The organism is Streptomyces sp. NPDC045021 (assembly GCF_056432645.1).
The window spans coordinates 74,380-99,177 of the sequence record NZ_JBWKIQ010000010.1 but is presented as its reverse complement, the minus strand read 5'-3'; the positions used below and the strand labels follow the sequence as shown (position 1 = coordinate 99,177).

13 protein-coding genes and 2 pseudogenes are annotated in these 24,798 nt (G+C 67.7%); 10 read left to right on the top strand and 5 right to left on the bottom strand.

Annotated elements, in window-relative coordinates:
* Positions 1-363: 363 nt before the first annotated feature.
* Positions 364-1,929, bottom strand: coding sequence for an acyltransferase family protein (locus tag AC07DC_RS27650; RefSeq protein ID WP_478917197.1), 1,566 nt, complete (start codon positions 1,927-1,929; stop codon positions 364-366).
* Positions 1,930-2,414: 485 nt separating this feature from the next.
* Between AC07DC_RS27650 and AC07DC_RS27645 the strand changes: the two genes are divergently transcribed.
* The 4 genes and pseudogenes from AC07DC_RS27645 to AC07DC_RS27630 form a co-directional block, all read left to right on the top strand.
* Positions 2,415-3,848: a hypothetical protein gene (locus tag AC07DC_RS27645; RefSeq protein ID WP_478917196.1), complete on the top strand. Its 1,434-nt coding sequence runs from the start codon at positions 2,415-2,417 to the stop codon at positions 3,846-3,848.
* 768 nt (positions 3,849-4,616) lie between these two features.
* On the top strand, positions 4,617-7,871 hold the full coding sequence (locus AC07DC_RS27640) for an ATP-binding protein (RefSeq protein ID WP_478917195.1): 3,255 nt from the start codon (positions 4,617-4,619) through the stop codon (positions 7,869-7,871).
* 72 nt (positions 7,872-7,943) lie between these two features.
* Entirely contained in the window at positions 7,944-9,359 is a 1,416-nt protein-coding gene (locus AC07DC_RS27635; RefSeq protein WP_478917194.1) for an FAD-binding oxidoreductase, read from the top strand.
* 444 nt (positions 9,360-9,803) lie between these two features.
* Positions 9,804-9,959, top strand: a pseudogene (locus AC07DC_RS27630) (IS3 family transposase); the annotation flags it as partial.
* A 252-nt stretch (positions 9,960-10,211) separates the two neighbouring features.
* Here the strand turns inward: AC07DC_RS27630 and AC07DC_RS27625 are convergent.
* Positions 10,212-10,748, bottom strand: coding sequence for a hypothetical protein (locus AC07DC_RS27625; RefSeq protein ID WP_478917193.1), 537 nt, complete (start codon positions 10,746-10,748; stop codon positions 10,212-10,214).
* Between the two features lie 810 nt (positions 10,749-11,558).
* Here AC07DC_RS27625 and AC07DC_RS27620 point away from each other — a divergent pair.
* Positions 11,559-12,377, top strand: a complete 819-nt coding sequence (locus tag AC07DC_RS27620; RefSeq protein ID WP_478917192.1) for a hypothetical protein — start codon at positions 11,559-11,561, stop codon at positions 12,375-12,377.
* Positions 12,378-12,409: 32 nt separating this feature from the next.
* On the opposite strand, the gene AC07DC_RS27615 is transcribed toward AC07DC_RS27620, so the two are convergent.
* Positions 12,410-13,390, bottom strand: coding sequence for an NADPH:quinone reductase (locus AC07DC_RS27615; protein ID WP_478917191.1), 981 nt, complete (start codon positions 13,388-13,390; stop codon positions 12,410-12,412).
* A gap of 20 nt (positions 13,391-13,410) precedes the next feature.
* Complete coding sequence (locus tag AC07DC_RS27610) at positions 13,411-13,989, bottom strand: PadR family transcriptional regulator (RefSeq protein ID WP_280882421.1); 579 nt, start codon at positions 13,987-13,989, stop codon at positions 13,411-13,413.
* 33 nt (positions 13,990-14,022) lie between these two features.
* Between AC07DC_RS27610 and AC07DC_RS27605 the strand changes: the two genes are divergently transcribed.
* Positions 14,023-14,508, top strand: a complete 486-nt coding sequence (locus tag AC07DC_RS27605) for an ester cyclase (protein WP_230529430.1) — start codon at positions 14,023-14,025, stop codon at positions 14,506-14,508.
* A gap of 319 nt (positions 14,509-14,827) precedes the next feature.
* Positions 14,828-14,941: pseudogene (locus AC07DC_RS27600) on the top strand (transposase); the annotation flags it as partial.
* A gap of 219 nt (positions 14,942-15,160) precedes the next feature.
* On the opposite strand, the gene AC07DC_RS27595 reads toward AC07DC_RS27600, so the two are convergent.
* The gene (locus AC07DC_RS27595) at positions 15,161-16,705 is read right to left on the bottom strand and encodes a sigma-70 family RNA polymerase sigma factor (RefSeq protein WP_478917190.1); all 1,545 of its coding nucleotides are present in this window, start codon (positions 16,703-16,705) and stop codon (positions 15,161-15,163) included.
* Between the two features lie 1,288 nt (positions 16,706-17,993).
* On the opposite strand from AC07DC_RS27595, the gene AC07DC_RS27590 reads away from it, so the two are divergent.
* The 3 genes from AC07DC_RS27590 (at position 17,994) to AC07DC_RS27580 (ending at position 24,025) form a co-directional block, all read left to right on the top strand.
* Entirely contained in the window at positions 17,994-19,481 is a 1,488-nt protein-coding gene (locus AC07DC_RS27590) for an RICIN domain-containing protein (protein WP_478917189.1), read from the top strand.
* Positions 19,482-20,133: 652 nt separating this feature from the next.
* Entirely contained in the window at positions 20,134-21,573 is a 1,440-nt protein-coding gene (locus AC07DC_RS27585) for an RICIN domain-containing protein (RefSeq protein WP_478917188.1), read from the top strand.
* A 52-nt stretch (positions 21,574-21,625) separates the two neighbouring features.
* Entirely contained in the window at positions 21,626-24,025 is a 2,400-nt protein-coding gene (locus tag AC07DC_RS27580) for a ricin-type beta-trefoil lectin domain protein (protein WP_478917187.1), read from the top strand.
* The last annotated feature ends 773 nt before the right edge of the window (positions 24,026-24,798 follow it).

Sequence of the window (24,798 nt, the reverse complement as noted above, 5' to 3'; positions counted from 1 at the left end):
ACCCCGTCTCCCATCACGCCGGGTGCGGGGTGACGGCACGTCGTTGGCCCTCAGGACGCCCTGGTTCCGCCAGGCCAGCCGTCCCGGCTTCCTGGTCCAGCCAGAGCAGTCCGAGGCCCCGCAGTTTTGGGTGATGGGTCCGGTGGATCCGTCTGGCAGAACACCTTCCAGGAGCCGGCCGTCGCGATCCGGGTAGGCGACCCACAGCGTGCCGTCCGTGGACAGGCGGGATTGCGGCCTGCCTGTCCCAGCTGGTCACGGTCAACGGCCCGGAGGGATCGGACGCGGCCACGGCTCGGACCTGGCCCGGTAGGGTGGCCGACGTACGTTTGCCGGCCCAACACATGCTGCACCACGCCAAGTTCACGCAGGGTCACGAAGGCACGACCCAGGTCCAGCACATCGTGATGGCGCGCACACCGCTGAAGTTGCCCACCGAGGAAGCAACCCCGCACGGGCCGCGCAGGAGCCAGAGACGGCCGGTCGGGTGACTCCGGCTGTTGCGCGACCGGAGACGGAAGCGGTTGTTCTTCCCGGGCTCCACAGACGTTTCAGGCGGCGCTCGACGGGCTTCTCCACGCATTCATGAAGAAATGCTGCGACGGTGACCGAACTCACCAGCATGATGGCGACCACGACGGCGTCATCCCGCACTCCGGGGCTCGCATCCGAGCCGTAGTGGCTGAATGCCCGGAGCGCGATCGCGTGACACATGTAGAAGGCGAACGACCATTCCCCGAGTTTGACCAGGGCCCTGCGGCGCAGCAGGGAGGCGCCGCTCCGTACGTCGCGCAATGCCATCGTCGTTATGGTGAGGGCGAAGACCGGCATGAACAGCGCGTCGAATATCCCGGGCGCCGGCGCTATGTGTGGGACCCATTGCGGATGCCTGCTCCACGCCCAGCAGAAGGCGATGGTTCCGACCAGCAGGGCGATGGAGACGCGGGCGCCGACCAGTGGCCGCCAGCCGCGCCGGGTGGCCACCGCGGCGCAGATCCCGAGGACGAACATCGGGGTGAGCGCGAGCGGGGAGGCGAAGATCAGGCGCTCCGTCGCGGCCGGGTAGTGGTGCCAGACGGGCCACAGCCGGGTACCGGCCGTGGTCGCCGTCATCAGCATCGCGATCAGCCCGAGAGCCCACGTGGCGCATCTGTCGAGGACCTTGTACAGCAAGGGAAACGCCAGGTAGAAGAAGGCTTCTACCGAGAGTGTCCAGGTCACGATGTTGACGGTGAAGAAGTGGGCCGTTGTCCACGCTTGGGTGAAGCTGACGGTGTACAGCAGGCCGGTGATCGAAAAGGGCGTTCCATACCATTGCTTCTCCAGGACGCCCGCGACGACCGCCGTCAGGGCGAGCAGGGGCCAGATGCGCGCAAGCCGCCGCCAGTAGAACTGGCGGGCGGTGCCGCCAGGCTTCGCGGACCAGGCCATGACGAACCCGGAGAGAACGAAGAAGAAGGGAACTCCCTCGTAGCCGATTCTCATGAGGGCTGCGAGGGAGGGTATTTCGCTGAAGTATTCCTTGGTATGGAAGGAGTAGACCCCGGCGGCCGCGAACCAGCGAAGCGCTGTCACGGAGTCCACTCGTATCGGGGTGACAGTACGGTCTGTAGTCCGTTTTTCGGTATGTGCCAGATCCTGCGCCGTGCTGGTGTCAACGGTCATGAGAGGCAACCCGCCCCGGCCCATGACGGCTGTCGTGTCGTGGCCAGTGCGGCGAACTGGTATCCCCTCCGTCACTTCGACAGGATGCGCAGCGGTGTCGGGAGGTACCGTGCCATGCGCTTTCAGGGTGAAGATGCTCATGACCGGCTCAGAGTCCTCTGGCGCCGGAAAAGGTTGCCCGTCCAGCGGGATTTGTTTCACGTTCTGGTGTTGGCGCACCGGCGTCGCTGGCAGTTCCTCCTGCGGCGGGCGGATCTGGAGCACGAGTACGTGTATCGGCTGAAGCTGGTCGAGGACGCCCCTGGGCAGGCAGATGGTTGTGCTCCCGCGGCAGTTAGAGGCCGCCGCCGGCGCGGGATCCGCGCTGTCGATTGACTCGAGCAGTGGCGTGGGCCGGGCCTCGCACGGTTCGAGGAACTCGCCCCCCAAGTGCTCGCTGTGTGCCTACAGCTGGGCCTGACCGGCCGAGATCCAGATGCAGCTCGCGGTAGCGGGGCCGGCCGTCGGTGCCGTGGGGGTGCTCGGTGAACGGGCCTGGCAGGATCCGGTCTCAGCCCCGCAGACGGGAACGGTTGGCCCCGGCGATAGTGTCACCCGTGGAGTCGCCACTGCCGACGGGGGAGAGAAAACGGATGGACCGGTCGACCGGAAGTACCAGGTCCGGCACGGGTGCCGTGCCCGACGAAGCGGAAGGGGCGGCGGAAGCGAAAGCGCCACCGTCGGACGGAGGTGCGGACGCCGGGCCCGGCGTGACTGACGGCACCGGTTCCGGCTCTCCCGGCACGGTCGCCCGCGCGTCGTTTTGGCGACGGCACCCGCGGTGGACCGGCGGGGTCGCCGTCATGGCCGTGGTGGCCGGGGCGTTCACCGGCGGGTGGTTCGCCGCGCCACCGGACCACACATACACGCCGCAGGTGCCGGCCTCGCAGCCCATCACCGTGACCGCCGCGCAGGCTCGCGAGGCCGAGTACGGCTGGCAGACGCTCGGCAACCGAGCCGGCGACCGGGGCCCGGGCCACGAGGCCATGGAGGTCGCCCTCTCCAGCGGCAAGGGTCCGCACTCCGCCGCGGTCAACATCAACCCCCGGACCTCGGACGCACCCTCCTTCAACTCGGCCGAGAAGCCGAGCGGCGAGATCCTGTTCTCCGGCACGATCCCGAACATGCCCCGGGTCACGCTGGTGTCGGCCGGCGGGGCGCTGCTCCGCTACGCCAGCGGTCCCGGCGCCGAGTCCGACGGCATCGACAAGGTCGTCCGGATGGCGCCTGAGCCCTGGGAGTACAGCCCCGTCACCAGCCCGCCGATCGCCCTCAACTGGAACCGCCAGAACGACGAGCCGTACCCGCTGGCCGTTCCGCGATGGCTGACCAACCTCCAGGTGCGCGGCGTCGAGGACAAGGACGGCTGGCGCCCGCTCAAGGTCACCGACGGACTCAGCGACCCCGTCCCGAAATTCACGAACCGAACGGCCGGCGGGCCGGACACCCACCTGGTCGACGCGCACGGCAACTGCGGTGTGGGGGCGCTGATGCAGGCCGACGACACACTGCGGGGCAAGCCCATCAAAACCACCTACCTGTACAGCCCTGGCTGGCCGTACGCCATCGCCCTCGACTACGCGACGACGGACACCGTGTCGGCGTACCCCGTGCACGCGGCCCCGCTCGACGACGCGTACGTGCGCCGGTTGGCCGGGGCGCTGCTGTGCGGCGCTCCAGGGCTGGATGAGTTCACTGCGTCCTCCCGAGTCACCTGGACGCTGGAGTGGCACGGCACTCCCTCCTCGGGTACCGGCGAGGTGGCGGTCGTCCGGCAGGACGTGCAGTTCCCCGTCGCCAAGAACTACTCTCCCAACCACCGCAGCGGACTGGTGGAGATCGGCATGGACAAGCCGTCGCTCTACATGGGCCTCGGCTCGAACTACGACTCCCGCGTCGATTTCGGCCCCGAGGTGACGGTCGGCTGCGTCCCCGCCGGGGACGGACTGGTCGTGGTCGGCCCGGACACCGCGACCACCACCCACCTGGTCGACCCGCTCACCGGTCGCCATTGGTCCGGCCCCGGCCACGTCCTCAAGATCCCGCCCGGCTCGCTCCCCGACAGGGGCACCCGGCTGATCGCCTCAGCGATCACCCCGGGCAAGAACGGCCACGCGGACAGGGGCGACTGCACGGCCCCATAACGTCCCCGCGCGGGAGCCCCGCCCCGGGTGACTTGCTGCCGGTTCCGGGCTGGGCGGGCAGACGATGCCCAGCGGCCGCCGACTCGCAGGCCCTGGTTGTCCCCATCCGTCTGCCCTGTGGCGGCGGAGAGTTGCCGCTTCGCCCACATGGTGCCTCGCACTTGTACGCTCACGTGCGCAGCGACATCGCCGCAGCGCGGGAGTTGATGACTCCCGACGGTGCCGTCGTCCTTGACGACTACCGCAGTCCGCACACACCTGGGAAGCAGCGATCACTGGGAACTCAAGTCGCTCATGGTCACCGAGAGCAAGATCTACAGAACCTGGGGAGACAGCCCGGGAATCCAGCAAGCACTCATTCGGTTGCTGCCGTCACAGTCGCGCCTGTGGGGCCAGGCCGAGGAGGTTGCAGGCCATCAACTGGTTCACATCCACAACCAGTGAAATGATCCGCCAAGCTCGGCCCGTTGAGGGCCATGCGATGGAAGCCCGCACTGCAGGCGTTCGACATCGCCTTCGACGGCCGACTTTCCATCGGCCGCCGTTAACTCACATCACACGAGTTGCACCGTTGACTGGACAGGCCCGCGTAAATCCGTCGACCGGGGCCCGGGTCGGGCGAGGAGCCCCCCGTGTGCGGCATGGATGGGCGAGCATGGGGGTGGTCAGTCGCGGGGACGCTCCGGAGGTGGTGGCCGTGCTCAACGAGGTCAAGACGTTCTCGGCTTGGGGAACCCGTCCAGCGCGAGGTCCGGCGGGGCTGCTGCCGTGATCCCGGAGCGCCCGAGCTGGCACATCCAGTTGCTCGGATCGTTCGCCGTGACCGTGGAGGGGGTCACGATCGAGGCCGGGGCGTGGCGGCTGCGGAAGGCGAAGGCGCTGGTGGCGATGCTGGCGCTGGCGCCGCGCCAGCGCTGTCATCGCGAGCACGTCCTGGACCAGCTGTGGCCCGATCTGGGGCCGGCGGCCGCGGCCCGAAATCTGCACCAGACCCTGTACGTGGCGCGCCGCGCGGTCGCCGGCGGCGGGCCCGCGGAACCCGGACGGCTGTCGATCCGGGACGAGCAGGTCGTGCTGGACGTCGCTGGACCGGTCGAGGTCGACGTGTTGCGGTTCGAGGTGTCCGCGCAGGAGGCGTCGGCGGGGGACGATGCGGCGACGTTGCGCGCCGCGGCCGACCTCTATGCCGGGGATCTGTTGCCTGATCTGTCGGACGCGGACTGGTTGACGACGCGGCGGGACCAGTTGCGGACGGCGTCCCGTGAGATCTCGGTGAGGTTGGCGACCGCGCTGGCGCGGACGGCACCGGAGGAGGCACTGCTCCTCCTGACACGGGCGCTGGATGCCGATCCGGTGCACGAAGGGGCTGTCCGCGTGACCATGGTGGTGCTGGCAGGCCTGGGCCGACGATCCGAGGCGCTGGCCCGGTACGAACGCTTGGTCGATGACCTCCTGGACGCGTTCGGGACCGACCCGGATGCGCAGACGGTGGCGCTGTTTCGCGAACTGTTGACGGGTGCGCCGGCGGCGGAGCGCCCTCGGTCAGCCGATGGTTCGACCTCCACTGGGGTTGCCGGCCATCTGCCGGCCCCGTTGACCAGTTTCGTCGGGCGCGAGCGTGAGATCGCCGACGTGGAGAGGCTGACCCGTCAGGCCCGGCTGCTCACCCTTACCGGGGCTGGTGGCAGTGGCAAGACACGACTCGCTGTGCAAGCCGCGCGGCTAGTGCGTTCGAGGTACCCCGACGGGGTGTGGTTCGTTGATCTGACGGCCGTCGCTGAACCGGTGATGGTCGCCGACGCGGTGGCCAAGGCGCTCGGGCTGGACTCCGATGTGGCGGATCGAGGGCGGGCGCTGGTGGACCAGCTGCGCTCTCGACGGCTGCTGATCGTGCTCGACAACTGTGAGCACCTGCTCGCCGCCTGTGCCGGGCTGGTCGGTGCGATCCTCGCCGGATGCTCGGGTGTCGACGTGTTGGCGACCAGCCGTGAGCCGCTGCATGCCCACGGCGAGTACACGCTGCGGGTGCCCTCGTTGACCCTGCCGTCACCCGACTGGGACCGCGCGGACGGCTTGGAGCAGCTTGCACACCTGCCGAGTGTCCTACTCTTCGTCGACCGTGCGGCACAGGTGCGGCCCGGTTTCGCGCTCGACGCCGACAACGCGCCCGGGGTGGTCGAGCTGTGCCGACGGCTTGACGGGATGCCGCTGGCGTTGGAGTTGGCGGCGGCCAAAGCCGCCGCTCTCGAGCCGGCGGAAATCGTCCACCGGTTGAGCGACGTGCTGTCGCTGCTCGGCGGGGGAGGCGTGCCCATCACCCGGCACCAGACGCTGCGTGGCACCTTGGAATGGAGCCACAACCTGCTCGCCGGCCCTGAACAGGTTCTGTTGCGCAGGCTTTCGGTGTTAGCGGGCAGTTTCACCCTCGAGGCGGCGGAGGCAGTGTGTGGTGATCCTCCGCTGGGACGAACGGGGGTGTTCGAGCTGCTGGTCAGGTTGGTGGACCAGTCCTTGGTGGTACCGGCGAGAACGGCCGCCACGACCCGCTACCGGCTGCTGGAGACGGTTCGTCAGTTCGCGCACGAGAAGCTCGTTCTCGCTGGAGAGGCTGAGCGGTCGGCGGCCGTCCACGGTGCGTACTTCCTTGCATTCGCCATGGCCCACAACCCCGAACGAGCCGCAGGCGTGGTGAGAGAAGAGCCGAAGCTGTTGGACGGCGAGCATGACAATCTGCGCGCAGCACTGGGGTGGGCCTGCAAGCACGATGCCGAGACCGCCTTGCGCCTGGCCGCCAATCTGTGGCGCTTCTGGTTCCTGCGCGGCCATGCCGTCGAGGGCGCGCGGTGGCTCGAGCGGGCGTTGGCAATGGCACCCGAACCGACCCGGCCCCGTGCGGCCGCCTTGATCGGGCTGACCGGGCTCGACAGTCGCCAGGGGCGCTCGGACCGGCATCGGGCGCTGGGGGCGGAGGCGGTGGCGATCGTCCGCCGGATCGGCGAGCCCGACGAGGTGGTGATGGCCCGGATCGCGGAGGCCGCGCTGGTGTGGAGCACCTTTGACCTGGACGAAGCCGAACGGATGGCCACCGAGGTACGGGCCGAGGGCATCGCACGTGGCCGGGCCGAGCATGCCGCCGCCGGTAGCTGGCTGCTCGGCCATTGCGCGCTGTTCCGTGAGGACGGCCCCCTGGCCATCCGGCATCTCGACTCCTGCCTCATCGAGCTGGCCCACGCTGATACCGGCACGCGCCCCTTCCTGCCCGTGATCACGCCCTGCTTGCTCCTCGTCCCGATCGCCGGGCGACTGGTCCCCTACATGGAAGAGACCATGCTGCTGGGCCGGCGTGTGGGCGTCGTTCAGGCAACGGGGTACGCGGAGGCCGCCCTGGGCTACGCGCACCGGCTGACCGGAAATCAGCAGGCGGCACTCTCCCTCGTCGCCGAGGCAGTCGACCAGTTCGCCGACCTGGGCGATGACCTGGCCAGGGCGCAGGCACTGCACCAGATCGGCTGTCTTCACCGTGACATGGGTGCATTCCGGGAAGCGGGGCTGGCGCTGTCGACGGCGCGGGAAGTCCGCAGCGCGATCGGCGATCGTCGAGGGGAGTTGCTGACCGACATCAGCCTGGGCCTGCTGCAGGCCATGGCGGGCGACATCGGCGACGGTCTTGGCAGCGTTCGGCGGTCACTGTCCGGATTCGAGGCCGCCGGTGACGTGGTGGGCATCGGCGCGACACTGACCGCGCTCGGGGCCATTGAACTACTGTCCGGCGAGACACGGGCCGCGCGTGAGTTGTACCGGCGGGCTGCGGAAAGGTTCGCTCCGTGGCCACGGTTCGCCGGATGGCTGAGGTTGGCCATGGCCGAACTCTCCACCGAGCTGGAGGATCACCGTCGAGCCGCCCGCGAGACCGCTGCGGCGGCAAGCGTTTTCGATCGTATGCGGTGCGTCATCGCCGGTCGCCATTTGGCCGCGCTCCGTGACGGTGGTGCGGGCGGCGACGCGCGGGCGGCCGCACGTTGAGATCGTGTTGAGTTCTCGTTGGGGCGGGGTCCCTAGGGTCGGTTCTCGATGTGACGGCCTATGGGAGGAATCATGACCACGACCCAGAACGCGGCAAGCCCTATCGGGGACGCCACGCTTGCCGAGTTCACCGCAGGCCTGCGCGGCACCGCGGTGCTGCCGGGTGAGTCGGAGTACGACCAGGCCCGTAGTGTTTGGAACGGGGCGCATGACCGGCGTCCGGCGGTTATCGCCCGGTGCGCGGGTGTGGCCGACGTGATCCGCACGATCGACTTCGCCCGCAGTGAGGGGCAGCCGCTCGCGGTACGCGGAGGGGGCCATTCCATCCCCGGGTTCTCCACTCTCGACGGCGGCATCGTGCTGGACCTCTCCCCGATGACGGGGGTCCAGGTCCATCCGGACCGCCGCACCGTGACCGCGCAAGCGGGATGCACGTGGAAGGACCTGGACGCGGAGACCCAGCAATTCGGGCTCGCGGTGACCGGTGGTCTGGTGTCGTCGACGGGCATCGCCGGTTTCACCACCGGCGGTGGCATCGGCTGGCTCATGCGCAAGTACGGACTGGCCTGCGACAACCTCGTCGGAGCCGACGTCGTCACCGCTGACGGTCAGTTCGTGCGGGCGAGCGAGCGAGAGAACGCCGAACTGTTCTGGGGTCTGCGCGGTGGAGGCGGCAACTTCGGTGTGGTGACCTCCTTCGAGTTCCAGCTCCACGAGATCGGGGCGACGGTCCTGTCCGGTCTGGTCTTCTACCCGGCCGAAGAAGCCCAGCAGGTACTGGCCGGGTACCGGGCGGCGTGCGCGTCGGCTCCTGACGAACTGACCACGCTGGTCAATCTGACCACCGCCCCGCCCGTGCCCTTCCTGCCCGCGTCCGTCCACGGCACGCCGGTCATCGGTGTCGGCGGCTGCTGGTCCGGCGACCTTGACGCCGGTGAAGCAGCCACCGCGCCCTTCCGCTCCTTGGGCACCGTCATCGCCGACGTGTTCGCGCCCCACCCGTACGCGGGATGGCAGCAGGCCCTCGACCCGCTCTACCCGCGGGGGATCCACAACTACTTCCGCTCGGCGCTCCTTCGTACGGTCGACGACGATGCCTTGCGCGTCCTGCGGGACTTCTTCGCGGCGCTGCCCAATCCGCTCACCGAAATCCACCTGCAGCATCTCGGCGGTGCCGTGGGCAGGGTGCCCGGGTCGGAGACGGCCTACGCGCTGCGCGACCAGGAGTTCATCGTCAACGTCATCGCCCGCACAACGGACGCCGACGGTTTCGGCAAGGTGGTCGACTGGGCACGGCAGCTGACCGCGGCGCTCGGACCGGGTGCCGGCGCCTACGTGAACTTCACCGGCGAGTCGGACCCGTCCCTGGTCCGGGCGTCCTACCCGCCTGACACCTATCGGCGACTGGTCGAGCTGAAGAACCGCTACGACCCGGCCAATCTGTTCCGGCTGAACCAGAACATCGTCCCCTCCGTCTCCTCAGGGTGACCTCAGTCCCGTCAGGGTGACCCTGACGGGAGCTGCCCCGGCCGGGTTGCGCGAACACATCACCTTCCGGCCGGGCCTGTGGCGACCGAGAGATCGACGGGTGCGCGGACCGCACGCGTACGACGCGCACCACCCACCAACAACGCAAGGACCACTCTGAGACTCTTCCGCCTCGTCTGTGCGGGAGCCGCCGTGACAACAGGCATCGTCGGTGCCGGGTTCACCTTGGCCGCCGCGCCCGCGTCGGCCGATGTACCCGCCTCCCCAGCCCATCCAGTACGTGACCCAGTCCTTCTACGGCAGTTCGAGCAGCGTCCCCGTCACGGGCACCGTGCACTGCCCCAGCGGCAGCAGAGTGGTGTCCTCCGGAGCGTCTGCGCCCGGAGGACAGCTCGTCGGGATCGCCCCGGACATCAACTTCCACGACGCGGCAACGGCTGCATCTGTTTCGACAACGCGATGGCTGAGTCGTTCTTCGGAGTCCTCAAGAACGAACGCGTGTCACGAATGACGTACTTGACCCGTGAAGTAGCCCGCCAGGACATCACTCGGTACATCGAGTTCTGGTGCAATCGCCAACGTCTTCATTCTTCGGTTGGTTAGCGGCCTCTTTGCGAAGTCCACGCCGAATATGTGAAGTTGCAGCACCGCGTGAAGTGAACGGTCAGACATCTGTCCGGAAACCGCGAGGCCCCTCAGACAAAGTGCTGTGGTGGACCGACCCTAACGTTGTGCAGGCGATGTCTCGTGGGGCACGTTCCTGGTCAGCGAGATATGTGAACAGCCACCCGTGATGAGGGACTCGATGTCAGTCTTCACACACCGATCATCCAGTCCCTCACGACATCTCGCCTAGGAGTGCACGGTCCGGCAGGCACCCTGGCGGGAGGTGTAGGTGAAGGAGGTGGCGCAGTAGTAACCGGCAACGACGTTGCTGTACGGCATCCAGTGGAGAACGTAGTCGCCACCGGACTCGTAGAAGTTGCCGCTCTGGGTGATGACGCCGTAGGGGCCGTTGATCTGCATGTTGACCGTTCCTGCGCTGGGGAAGGTCGTGTAGTTCTCCATGATCTGGACATAGAGCCCGGAGCCCGCGATGTTTAAGCAGACGTGGAGGCTCGAGCCGGCGCAACCGCTGGTCACTGAGTTGGGTTGAACGCTTGCGCCGGTCACCTTGTAGACGTCAAGTACGCCGTTGGCGTTCTTGACCTCCTTGACGAGGACCGCGCTGCCGGTTGCGGTTGTGGAGCGGGTTGGTGCGGCGGTTGCCGCCTCGGCGCTCACCGCGCCCGTGACGCTGACCGCGATGAACGCGGTGAGTGCGGCGACCACTGTCGTTGCCTTGACCGCGGTCCTGCACCAACGGTTCGGTGTGGAGGTGCTGCTCATCAAATCCTCGATTCCTTGTGGATTTCACCCGCGTTTGTGGGCGTTTGAGAGGGTGCTGGCCAAGGAGCACATCCTCGCCCTGCTGCACCAGCCGGATATCCGGCATTCCGGAGCTGAAAGCCGGACAAGCGCTGTGCGAGGCCCCTGCCAGCGCGGTTCGGGCAAGGGGAACTCTGCGCCCGGCTGTCAAAAGGTGCAGTCCGGGATCGCGCAGTGGCTCACGCCGGCGACTGGGGAATTGCTGCCGTTGACGTACGGACGGAGCACCCAGGCGCTATAGAAGGTGGACCCGGTGTACTGGCCGGACGTCAGGTGCCACAGGCTCCCGAAGGTGCTGTACGAGTCACCGAACAGGTAGCACTGCGCCGTGAACGACGATCCGGCAGGGACAATGCTGGTCGTGTTCTTGTAGCCATTGCAGTCGTCGAGGGGCAGGAGCGCTCACCCAGATTGTGGACGATACCGTCACCGCCGCTGTTGGCGTGGGCGGCGCTCGCGGGTATCAGGGCAGCGGCGAGGGTGATCATGACCGTCCAACTGCCTTCGTGGGTCGGTGCGTTGAATGCATCGTTGCTCCCCCTGGGTGGTACTCGGTTCTCGTTGCCTGGCACTCGATCCCGAAGCGCTAAACCACAGATCCCTCGACACCATGTCGCAGCGGGCTGCCACCGCCTACGTGCGTGGGCTACTCGTCACCGCCGGCATCCTGCCGCCACGCGATGAGAATCTCGCCCTCCTCACCAACTGGGTCGCACGGACCGTGGCCGAACTGCCAGCGCGGCACGCCAACCTCATCCGTCCGTTCGCCGAGTGGCACATCATCCGCGACGCCCGCCGACGCTCATCGCGCGGCCGTTACACCTACGCGCCGCACACAAGGGTGACTGCGGCAACGTCCTCGCCGCCATCAACTTCCTGAACTGGCTCGGCACGCAGCACCTGAGTCTCTCCCAGCTCCAGCAGCGGCATCTGGACACCTGGGCGATCGAGCGGCCAACCCTGCGCTCCCGTTCCATCCCCTTCCTCCGCTGGAGCACTGCACGACGCCTCTGCCCGCCCGATCTGGTCATCGAGCGCTCAGCCGCCCAACTCCCGGGCCACTTCCAGGCCGAGGAGGAGTACCGAAAAGAGCTGCTGCGCTGCTTCAACGACACCGCGTTGCCCCTGGAGGTCCGCGTCGCGGCTGCTCTCGTCCGCCTCTACGCCCTCCCCCTGACCCGCATCGTCGAACTCACCGACGACCACATTCGCCACGACCAGGGGCATATCTACCTGACAGTCAACCACCACCCCTTCGTGCTCCCGCCGAAGCTCGCCCGCCTCATCAACGATCAGCTGCAGCACAGCCCCCGGCACAGCAACACGGCCGGATGCAGATACCTCTTGCCCGGTCACAGCCCTGGACGCCCGCGCAACCCCCTCGGCCTCGCCGACACCTTGAGACACCACGGTCTGCCCGCCCGCGCAGCACGGAACACCGCCATGATGGACGCCCTGGTAGACCTGCCGCCCATGGTCATCGCCGACCTGCTCGGCATCCACCCCAAGACAGCCGAACGCTGGGCCACCCTCGCCGGCGGGAACTGGTCCGAATACTTGGCAGCGCGACGGGCCGCCCCGCAGGGCTAGGCAGTTGAGCAGGGCAGTGTTCCAAGTCTGCGCTATTGGGGGATGGTGACCAGGATGCGGCCGTGGCCACCGCCAGCGTCGACGTGGTCGTGGGCCTTGGCGATGTCGTCCAGCGGGTAACAGTCGCCGACGGCGACAGTGAGGGCGCCGACGGCGGTGGCGGAGGTGAGGTCGCGGGCGGCCTGGCGCTTGGCCTCGGCGGGGAAGTCGTCGCTGCCGAGCAGCCGCAGGGTGACGTTGTTGAACAGCAGAGGCCAGAAGGGGATCTCAGTGCGGTCCGCGCGGGTGGCGTAGGCGGCGATGACGGCCCCCTGGGCGGCGACGGCGTTGTCGAGATCGGCGTTGTCAGACAGCGCGACCTCGATGATCCGGTCGACGCCCCGCGGCGCGTACGAGCGGATGGCAGCGGCGGGCTCGCCAGTGTCCAGGGCGATGGCGTGGGCGACGGCCGGGTCGACGCGGTCGAGGTCCGCGGTGCGGCGGACGGTGGCGATCACGGTGGCGCCGGCCCAGTGGGCGAGCTGGGCGGCCAGGGAGCCGACGCCGCCGAGAACTCCGTGGACCAGGACCAGTTGGCCGTCGACCGGGCCGTCGGCGAAGACGGTGCGGTGGGCGGTGATGCCGGGGATGCCGAGGCTCGCGCCCAGCTCGTCACTGAGGTGGTCGGGCAGGGGTGCGGCCTGGTGGTCGGGTACGACGGTGTACTGGGCGGCGGTGCCGAAGGGGCGGTAGGACTGGGCGCCGTATACCCAGACCCGTTGTCCGACGCGGTGGACGTCGACTCCGGCGCCCACGGCGTCGATGACTCCGGCGCTGTCGCTGTGCGGGATCACCCGCGGGAAGGGCATGGACGAGCCGAGCCAGCCGCGCCGTTTCTTGGTGTCGCCGGGGTTGACGCCCGAGACGGTGACGCGGACGCGGACCTCGCCGGGGCCGGGGACGGGATCAGGGAGTTCACCGACGTGCAGGACATCGGCGGCGGGTCCCTGGTCGTCGTACCAGGATGCAAGCATGGGGGTACCTCCGTGGACAGTCAGCTCGCGGGAGCGGCGGGCGCATGCGGATCGCTGTCGGTGCATCCGGTGTCGAATACGGGCGGTTCCTCCCCGAGGGTCTCGCGCAGCCAGGTCCGTTCGGCGCGGCTGGTGGCGCGGGCGGTGAGCAGCATGCCCCGCCGGTAGGGGTCGGCGACCTCCTCGGCACGCAGGGGCCGCTCGTTGTCGTAGAAGAAGCTCGCCGGTTCTTCCAGGAACTCCAGCCGTCTGCGCAGCACCGCGTGCCGTTCGGCCACGTCGGGCAGGTGGGAGAGGAATGCCAGGACGACGTAGAACCGGGTGAAGTCGGTGATCTCGTGGTCGGCGGGCTTGCGCAGGCGCTGAAGCATTTCGGCCCGCCCGGCCGCGGTCAGGCTGAGCACGTACCGGGCCGCCCCCGCGGCCGGGTCGGCGCGCCGCTCGATCAAGCCCGCCCTGGTCAGGCGATTGATCGCCGGATACAGGCTGCCGTCACTGACCGGCCGCGTGTAGCCGGTCAGCTGTGAGATGCGGCGGCGCAGCTCGTGTCCAGGCAGGGGTCCCTCGGCGAGGAAGCCGAGTATCGCGAGTTCCAGCATGAGTCCATCTTCGCACGCGAACATCGAATCGATGTGAACATCGATTCGATGTTACGCTCGCAGGTACCCGCCCAAACGTCTCTGGAGAGGCACAGCAAGATGCCATCGCAGTCCACCGAGTCAGTAATGAACCGTTTCGTCGAGTTCATCAACACGGGCAACGAGGATCTCGCCCGCGAGGTCATTTCTCCGGACGCGGTGTTCCACGCGCCAAGCCACCCGGAACCACTGCGGGGGCCCGATGGGTACATGGAAGTCATCGGGATGATGCGCAGCGCCTTCCCCGACGTCCAGTGGACGCTGGAGGAGACGGTCACCGAAGGCGACACCGTGGCCGCGCGGTTCACCATGCGGGGAACCCACGACGGTGAATTCTTCGGGATCCCGGCGAGCGGCAACAAGATCTCGGTGCAGGCCATGAACTTCTACTACCTGGCCGACGGCCGGATCGTCGGCGAACGGGGCCAGCCCGATCTCCTCGGGGTGATGCAGCAGATCGGTGCCGTACCGGCGCCGTGAACCTCGTAGCGCCGGGTGAGCCTTCTGCCGCGCGGGATTGCCGCTGCCGGGAGGGGGCCGTACGGCGCGGTGGCAGAGGGCGAAGGCCCGCACCGGAGCGCAGGCGTCCGTCGCGGGTTCACCGCAAGAGGCCGGTCTTCTTCTTGATCCGGCGTCTTCGCGCAGACAGCACCCGTTGCGGCGAGAGCTCTACACCTTGTCACCGCTGACGTGACCGAGCCGGGTACGGAACTGCTCGCTCTACGGCGAATACTGCAACCCTCGAATACCGACAGTCCACCAGTGCTCCCGGGCGAGCACGGAGGCGGTCGTGGAGGTCATACGCTCGCAGGGTGGTGGCCGACGGCGGGCGGGAGATCGAGAGGCGCTGGCGGCGATCGTCTTCGTGGCCACGTCGGGTTGCATCTGGCGGCAGCTTCCGCCGGTGTTCGGGCCGTGTTGCCTGTTCGGTCTCTCACCTGGGAAGGAGCGGGCGTGGCCTGACGCAGCCCGCTGTCTTGCCAATGCTTTACGGTGCGGCCTGCTCCGGCGGTACGGTGCCGACGTTGCCGCGAAGGCACATGCCAGGTGTTCCCGCAGGGTCAGCCAATTGGGAGCGGGCCTTGGTGTGCTCGGAGGTGGGCCGTTCCGCGCTGAGGGGTGTCTGTCACTTTCAGGCGAAGAGGTCTCCGTCGAAGCGGAAGACCAGGGAGGGTGAGCTGTAGTAATTGGGAGTGACGCCGATGGTCGGGGAGTGCGGTTTGCCATCGCCGGCCGGGTACCAGTCGTTGAGGCCGAGGCGTTTGCCCATCTCGGCGCCGATGGGTCTGAAGACGATCTCGCTGGTGTCCGGTGAGTGCCAGTAGTCCCACCATTGGCCGCGGGTGTCCTTGCCGCAGGTGAGTTGCCGTATGACGGCGCCGTCTGGGAGTTGCTGGGGATAGGTGAGGCAGAGCTTGCTTGCCCGGTTGCGGAGTTGCAGTCTTCCAGCCGGATTGCGGACCAGTTCCCAGGTCTGGCGGGAGGAGCCGTCGCAGGTCGCCTCGCGGGGCTGGACTCCGGACCCGCTTGCCGTCTCCATGCACTTGTCCGTGGCTTTGATCCGCAGCCGGGTGATGTCGTCCGCCTTCGGCAGCTGCGGCGTCGGTGTCGGGCTGGGCTGGGGAGTCGGGCTCGTGGGCGGGATGGCACTGGGGGGCTCGCTGGTGGGGGGAGCCTCCGCGGTGGCGGTGGGACTCGGCGTGGGTGGGGGTGGTGTGCTCCGGGTGTTCCCGCCGTCGGGGAAGAACAGGAAGCCTCCAACTGCCGCGACTACCGCGACTACAACGGTTCCCGCCACCGCGGTCGTGCCCAGCGGGGTGAGCTTGGCTTTCGCCGGTGCGAGTAGGCCGGCACCGGCGCCGCCAGCCGCTGTTCCCGCCTCGGTCATCCGCGAGGCGAGGTAGGCGGGTCCCGCCCACAGCATCAGTGCGCCCGGCAGCGCCACTCGCATACGGTCGTTGAGATCGGTCAGTTCGAGCATGGCGCGGCTGCAGCGGGCACATCCGTCCAGGTGGCGGGTCAGGTCTTTGTGGGGGCGGCGGCCCGGACGACGTATCGCGGCCCCGAGCAGACGGCTGAAGTGCCGGCACTCCGGCTGGTCCGCCGTCTCGATGTGCGCCGTGAGATAGGCCTCGCGCAGACCCTCGCGGGCGCGGGTGGCCAGGGAGCCGACGCCGCTGGAGCCGATGCCGAGCAGCGTGCCGACCTGCTCCGCCGACTCGCCTTCGATGATGATGTGCCAGAGGACCGCCTGCCAGCGCTCGGGCAGGGAGCGGAAGGCGCGCAGGACCAAGGCGTCATCCTCCAGGCGGAGAACGCGGCCCTCTCCGCTTTCCTCCGTGGGGGCGGTTTCGAGCCAGCGTTCGAAGTCCGGGGAGAGTTCCGTGCGGCGGGCGGTGCTTGCCCAGTCGGCGGCGCTGCGGCGGACCACCGTCAGGAGGTACGGGCGCCACGCGGACTCGGGGCCGTGTCCGGCATGTACCGCCTGCAAGGTGCGGGCGAAGGCCTCCGACCCCAGGTCTTCGGCGGTGTGCGCGTCCGGGCAGCAGGTCCGCGCATAAGCCAGGACGGCCGGGCGATGCCGGCGATACAGCTCTTCGAGGGCCTCCTGCGTGCTGCGGCTGTCCTGTCCCGACGCCCGGATAGTGCGGGTGAGATCAGCGTCCGATATCGGCATGAGGTCGTCCCCCGATGGTCGTTTGGTGCGCGGGAGACAGTTTGCAGCCTGAAGCGGGCGCTGGGAAGTTCTTGTCAGTACATAGCAATGGATTTCGTGATTTCACTCATTGGAACCTTCTGGTGGAACTGGAGACACAGGGGCGTGCTTCTGTGCAGGTCGCCTTGATGTGGAGGGTCCGCACCCGAGTCCGGTCCTCGGTCATCCCGGTGTCGCTTTGAGACCCGGTCGGGTCGGGTTTCGCCGACTGCCCGTCCGGGCGTCGCTCGGCGGGCGGCCGCACCAGTGAGTGGTGCGTCGCCATGGCGAGGCACGCAGCCGCCGTCACCGTGGCCATGGACACCGCCAGCACCCTGCCAGTGTGCCGATTGCCCCAGGCGGTGCGTCGCCGTTGAGCCGGCGCCGCGGCCCGCATCGCCTCAAGGGGGTACGCGGGTGGCTGCTCGGGGGCCGGCAGGCTTGCCCGTGTCGCACGGTAGTCGGGACTGGGCCACCAGCCGAGCAGTAGCGGCGGGAGCTGGGCGCGGAGTTGGCCGTCGAGGTCTGAGAAGGCCTGGTACGCCTCGCGGCACCGCGCGCAGTGCCGCGGGTGCTGCGTTGCCTGTTTGCAGGCCGGCCCTCGTTTGGAGTTCGGGCCCGTGGGTCCGCCCGCGACGGAGCTCACGAGCAGGGCGGAGTACTTGTCGCACTGGGCCGAGGCACCGGTCTTCGGTCCGTGGAGTTCTCGGTGGGTCAGTGCAGCATCGCCCGGGCCCGGCTCGTGAAGGGCCGAACTCCTCCCGCTCGATACCCGGGCACGCGGTCTCGGCGCCCTGCCGTCGCCCTCCTGCGGGTCGCGACCGGATGCAGGCTGGGATCGGTAGTGGTCCAGTGCGAGTCGGCAGGACTCGATGAGTCGGCCGCGTAGGGCGGACCCCAGTCGGGGCATAGGGATGAGTTCCTTTGCGGTGGTGGGGGACGGGGCAGGTTGGGATGGGATGTGCAGGGCGGGTGGCGGTGCGTACTGGGGGTAGACACACCGCCACCCGCTGACCTCCTGCTGTTCCGTTTCCACGGTGCGTCCTTGCGCTGCTCCCTTCATCGGGGCCGTGTCGGCCTCTCGTGGGGAAGGAGCGGGAGCGGCCCGGCACAGCTCGCGGCTTTGCCAATGCTTTACTTTGCGATCTTGTCCGGAGGTCCGCGTTGGACGCTCTCGCGGATCGCTGTTAAGGTGCCGTCCGACCTCCTGAATTCCGGCCACGGCCGTCCTGCTTCGCGCTGCCCGACATGCGAGCAGGAGGACCTGAACGTGAGAGCACGACAAAGGCAGAGGTGGGGACTTGCCGTCCCCGGTGTCCTCGGCGTGATCCTGGCCCTGATGTGGACCGCGATCGGCCAACCGAGCTGGGCCGATGGAGCAGGACCCCAACCCGCGCCCAAGCAGTCAGCCGGTGCCACGCCCGCCGTTGCCTGCGACCACAAGGACACCCCCGAGAAGGGCTGGATCCAGGTCTTCTACGTGCACCGTGAAGGCGCGGACCGCGTCAACGACGCACGCAACACCATTCGGCGCATCGCCTGGGACATCGACCAGACCTTCGAGGCGAGCGCTCGCCGCTTCGGGCAGGGCGACAGCCGCCGACTGCGATTCGTACAGGACAAGAACTGCCAGATCGAAGTGACCTCGATCGCCCTGGCCGGACTCCCCGAGAAGCACAAGATGGGCGAGGCAAAGGGATTTGCGGACAAGGTGGTTCGCGAGCAGGTTGCCAAGGGTGACGGCGGATGGTTCGGCCGCCACAAAACCCTCTACTTCTACGACACCGGCGAGATGGAAGGCTGCGGGCTCGGCGGCGGCAACACCGGCGGCCTCGGCGGCGGGTTCGCTTCGGTGACCTACGGATGCTGGGGCGAGGCCGCGCTCACCCATGAGTTGATTCATGGCTTCGGTATCAGCCACTGCGGCGAGGACCACACTCAGGGCAATGACCCGATCTGCCGTGGCTATGACGGGACGCCGCGCTGCGACGACGTGATGTCGGGGGTCGTACTGGACTGCCCGAAGGACGAGTTCGCGTACTTCGACCCGCGTCCCAAGCCGGGCAGTGCACTGGCCCGGAATCCAGGGGGGAACATCGCCAACAGCCCGTATCTGATCAAGGACCAGCCGGCGCCCCCGGTGGACGCCCAGCTGGCGAACCTGAAGAACGGGCAGTGCCTGACCTCCGGGGGAGTGGGTAAAGCGGTTGCGCAGGCGGGGTGCGGCAAGGGGCAGGTGTGGCGGCGGACCACCGGTGACGACGGGTACTTCACGTTGCAGGCCGTGGGTACGCGGCAGTGCCTCAGCAGTACGCCGTCCGACGCCAAGTCGGCTGTCCTGAGCGCCTGCCGGAAGGGCGATGAACGGCAGGAGTGGTGGATGGAGGACGCCTACGGCCCGGCCAAGGACCACTATCAGCTGGTGAACCGCGCCACGAAGGGGCGCCTGGCGGGCGGCGGTGACGAGGCGAGCTTCAAGATGCTCTTCCGCAACACCGGTTCGGGAACCGCCGTTCCGGAACACAGCAAGCCCACCTCCAAGGAGTCGGCCGAAGCGGGCGTAGCGCCTCAGTCCAAGGAAACCAAGTCGACCGCGCCCGCGACAGCGGCCGGCGACGACCTCGCGTCGACCGGCGGCGGCTACGCCATCTCGCTGCCCTTCGTGGGCGGCGGGATCGCACTCCTGGGGATCGGCGTCGCGTTCCTGCTCACGACCCGCCGCAAGCGCGCGACCACGTCGGCCCGCCACACGCGCTGAGGCCGGCACCGACGCCGCAGTGAACGGACGGTCGGAGCCTCTGCGTTGAGAGCAGTGGCCCGGCCGTCCGCAAAATCGCACATCGGAGGTATAGGGCGGGGTGACGGCTGAACACGTCGGTCGAGTCATTCCGGGTACCGAGGTGCGGAGGGTGCTACATGAAGGCGCTCTCTCACCTCGAAAAGACATCGGATGTATGAGCATGGCAAGGCTTGGCTTCGTGCTGGGTACTGCTTGAAACTGGGCGTTGACGGCCAGATATGGGCACATCAGCCCAGCGGGTGATCTGGAAGTTCATAGAACATTGGATCTTTGGCCATCAACTGTCAACTTTGGCCATCAACTGTCAAGGTGCTCCCGGATCTGGCTCGCAAGAACCAACTCTGTCCAAGCCGTTGACGGGGACACGCTACGCGCCTACGGTCCCCGACAGAGCCACACAGAATTCAACACTTCAAGACTCAACTGATGTGCCCCACACCCTCCTTGTCCCGGCCATTGCGAGCCGACAGATTCCCCGCGCACTGTCACAAAGCGAACCGGTCAGCTCTACAGACCGGACTCGACCACCGGCGGTCGGAGCGTGTGCCCTGGCCGCTCCGACCGCCGGTACCAGAACTCCTCACCCGCTCTCGCCTCCGAAGGAGACTCGATGCTCCGCCAAGCACTGAGACCCCTGATGGCCACCTTCATGAGCGCGCTCATGCTGGTCGTCGCCAGCCACCTCGCCTACGCCGCCCCGGTGACCGTGATCAACGCGACCCAGTTCTCTGACACCACCGGGGCTGCTGTCCATGCGCATGGCGGTGGGGTGATCAAGGTGGGCGCCTACTACTACTGGTTCGGCGAGAACCGCAACGCGGACAACACCTTCAAGGCCGTCTCCGCCTACCGCTCGAGCGATCTGAAGACCTGGGAGTTCAGGAAGAACGTCCTGACCCAGGCCAGCGCCCCCGAGCTGGGCGTCGCCAACATTGAGCGCCCCAAGGTCATCTACAACAGCGCCACCCACAAGTTCGTCATGTGGATGCACAAGGAGAACGGCAAGGACTACGCCGAGTCCCGTGCCGCCGTCGCGGTGGCCGACACGGTGGACGGTGACTACGTCTGGCGGGGCAGCTTCCGGCCGCCGAGCGGCACCACGTCCCGGGACATGACGCTGTTCCAGGACGACGACGGCAGCGCATACCAGATCTCGTCCGCCAACGAAAACGCTGACCTCGACATCTACAAGCTCACCACCGACTACACCGGCTTCGACCGCCTGGTCGCCAATCCGTGGCCCGGGACCTTCCGCGAGGCGCCGGCGCTGTTCAAACGGGACGGCGTCTACTTCATGCTGACGTCGGCCAACAGCGGCTGGGCACCCAACCAGCAGAAATACGCCACCGCCGACAGCATCACCGGCCCCTGGTCCCCGATGAAGGAGACCGGCGATGCGACCGCCTACGGCTCGCAGACCGCCTTCGTCCTTCCCGTGCAAGGTACGTCGGGCACCTCGTACCTGTACATGGGCGACCGCTGGGGCAACTCCATGGGCGGCACGGTCAACAACTCCCAGTACATCTGGCTGCCGCTGACCTTCCCGACCCGGACCAGCATGAACCTGCCGTGGTACCCGCAGGTTGCCATCGACGCCGCAGCCGGAAGCGTCCACGGCGTGGGCGGCGGCCCCTACGTCAACCTTGCTGCCCGGCACAGCGGCAAGTGCATCGACGTCTCGGACAACTCCGCCGCCGACGGTGCGGTCATCCTGCAGTACTCCTGCAGCGGCGGCCTCAACCAGCAGTGGCGGCTTGAGGACGCGGGCGGTGGCTACGTCCGAGTCCTGGCTCAGCACAGCGGCAAGTGCCTGGATGTCGTGAACAACTCCTCCGACAACAGCGCCTTCGTGAACCACTACCGCTGCGGCGCCGCCGCCAACCAGCAGTGGCGGTTCGAGGACCGGGGCAACGGCTACTACCGGCTGGTCGCCCGACACAGCGGCAAGTGCCTCGACGTCGCCGGCGCATCAAATGACAACGGGGCCCGCCTCATCCAGTACACCTGCGGCACCGGTGCCAACCAGCAGTTCCAGCAGCGCACAGCCTGACCGCCGGTACCCAACCGGCATGTCCCCCCATCCCTGTCCCCCAGGAGCTGGCATGACCCGTGAACTTCCCCGACACAGAGCCTTGCTCGCAGCCTTGATCCTGCTGCTGGGCACGCTCATCAGTCTCGCCGAGCCGCTGGCGGCTCACGCCGCAACCTCGACCTCGATCACGATTGACGGAACGAAGCCTGGACGGCCCTTCGATGGCATCGGTGCCATTTCCGGTGGCGGCGGAAACTCCCGTCTGCTGGCCGACTATCCGGAACCGCAGCGCAGTCAGCTGCTGGACTATCTGTTCAAGCCGGGCTACGGCGCTGCGCTGCAGCTGCTCAAGACGGAGGTCGGCGGCGACACCAACTCCACAGACGGCGCTGAGCCCAGCCATATGCACGCTAAGGGCACCGTGGACTGCAACCAGGGCTATGAATGGTGGCTGATGGAGCAGGCCAAGGCCCGCAACTCCGACCTCAAACTCGCGGCCCTGTCATGGGGCGCGCCCGGCTGGATCGGCGGCGGGAACTTCTGGTCCCAGGACATGATCGACTACCTGATGTCGTGGATGGGGTGCGCGGACAAGCACCATCTCACCATCGACTACATCGGTGGCTGGAACGAGAAGGGCTACGACAAGTCCTGGTACGTCAAGCTCAAGAGCGCACTGGTCTCCCACGGTTATGCGACCAAGGTCGTCGCCGCGGACAGCTGGGGCTGGGACGCGGTCGCGGGTGACATCCAAACCGACGCGGCGTTCGCGAAGGCGGTCGACGTCATCGGGGTCCACTACCCCTGTGGTTACCTAGGCAACGGCAGCTTCTGCCCGAGTTCCGACAAGGCGGTGGCGACCGGCAAGACGCTGTGGGCCAGTGAGAACGGCTCCCAGGACGCGAACGACGGCGCCGCCGCGGCGGCGAGGGCGATGAACCGTGGTTACATCGACGGGAAGATGTCCGCCTACATCAACTGGCCGGTCATCGCGGCGCTCTACCCGAACCTCTTCTTCTCCACCGACGGGATGTCCATCGCGAACCAGCCCTGGTCGGGCCACTACACCATCGGCAAGACGACCTGGGTCACCTCGCACACCACGCAGTTCACCAAGCCGGGCTGGCACTACATCGACTCCGCCGACGGTTACCTCGGCGGCGACCGTGCGAACGGCAGCTACGTCACGCTGAAGTCGACCAACAACTCCGACTACAGCACCGTCATCGAGACCATGGACGCTAAGGAGGCCCAGACCGCCACGTTCAACGTCACCGGCGGCCTGTCCACCGGGAAGGTCCAGGTCTGGGCCACCAAAGTGAACTCGTCCAGTTCGAATGACTGGTTCCAGCACCAGCAGGACGTGACCCCGACCGATGGCAAGTACACACTCACCCTCCAGCCCGGCTATACCTATACGGTCACGACCACGACCGGCGGAGGCAAGGGCACCGCGACCTCACCGGCCTCCGCTCCGCTCAAGCTGCCGTACACGGACAACTTCGACACCGCCGCGGCGACCACGTCGCCGAAGTACTTCACCGACATGAACGGGGCCTACAAGACCGTGGCCTGCGGCGCCGGCCGCCCAGGCACCTGCCTGCGCCAGATGGCCCCGACCTCTCCGATCCGCTGGACCGACGAGAAGTACAACGCGCCGTACACGTTCATGGGCGACGGAAGCTGGACCAACTACACCGTCACCACTGAGGCCATGTTCGAGGAAGCCGGCACCGTCGAGCTACTCGGCCGCGTCAACCAGCAGTCCAAGAACAACAACGGCCTGGGCGCCTACCATTTGCGCCTCAGCTCCTCCGGCGACTGGTCCATCGACAAGAGCGACACCAGCTGGAACTTCACCACACTGAAGAGCGGAAAGATCACCGCACCGGGCACCGGCAGCTGGCACCGCCTCGCCCTGACGATGGAGGGCGAGGCCCTCACAGCCACGGTGGACGGTGTCCAGGTCGGCAGCGCCACGGACTCCAGCTACGCCAACGGCCAGGCCGGCCTCGGCGTCACCGGGTACCAGGCCGCCCAGTTCGACAACTTCGCCCTCGCCCCGGGAACTGCGACGTCGCACACCGGTGCCGTGCACTCAGGCCTGGCCGGCAAGTGCCTTGACGACTTCAAGAACTCCTCTGACAAGAACACCGCCGTCGTGGACCTGTGGGACTGCAACAGCAGCGCCGCGCAGCAGTGGACGGTGGCTGGCGACAACACCCTGCGGATCAACGGGTTGTGCCTGGACGTCACCAATCAGCAGACCGTAAACGACAAACCCGTCGGGCTGTGGGACTGCAACGGCGGCGACAACCAGAAGTGGATCCCACAGGCCGACGGCTCACTCAAGGGCGTCCAGTCAGGACGCTGCCTGGACGACCCTCGCAGCAACACCGTCAACGACGGCACCCAGATGACCATCTACGACTGCAACGGGGGCGCCAACCAGAAGTGGACCCTGCCCTAGCGGGCCGTCCCCACTGACCTCTCTCGCCACGCCTGTCCGATCTGCATCCGGTATCGGCGCGCATGGCCTCCCGGGCCGAGCCGGGTCCAGGACCCCGGCGGCGCCGGCGTCCTGGACCCGGCTCGCGTCGCCGGCGGCCCACACCGCGCCGGGGTAGACGCGGTCGCGGACTCCGTCGTGGAGGAGCTGTCCGATGCGGTCGGTACCTTTACACCGAACGGGAACCGTGCCAGGAGGCGGCGTCGTACTGCGACCGCCCCATCACCAAATACTTCGGCGCTGTCCTGGTATCTCGCGCCGAGCGCAGCAAGCGGTTTTGCGCCCCGGCGGTGCCGTCTGACGATGAGGCGGACCGTGGTGTCCGGGCGGCTGTGGAGTCATGAGTCCGGAGTATGCGCTTACTACAGGGAACAGGTGAAGACAGGGAACCGACGTGCGGCTGCGCCGCCCGGCCCCCTTTCATGAAGTGGGCTCCGAGAGGCTCGGTCGGACGGCGGCGGTGCCGAGGCCGTCCTTGCTATGGGTGATGCATCTTGAGTCAACGTATGCGGTCTTGTTTGACCTGCGAGGACACGTTCCGGCCGCCCATTTTCGGCCTCCGGTAGCTGCTCCGGTGGAGCCCTGGTGCGGATTTCCGCAGCCTGGAGCGGCGCACGCCGATATATCACGGTCCCGCAACACCAGCGCAACAGAGCGTTGACGAGGCTGGGTATGTGGGCGTAGAACTACCCCTGCGAGCGAGATTACGGTTAATCCTGTTGAGTTCTGTTTGA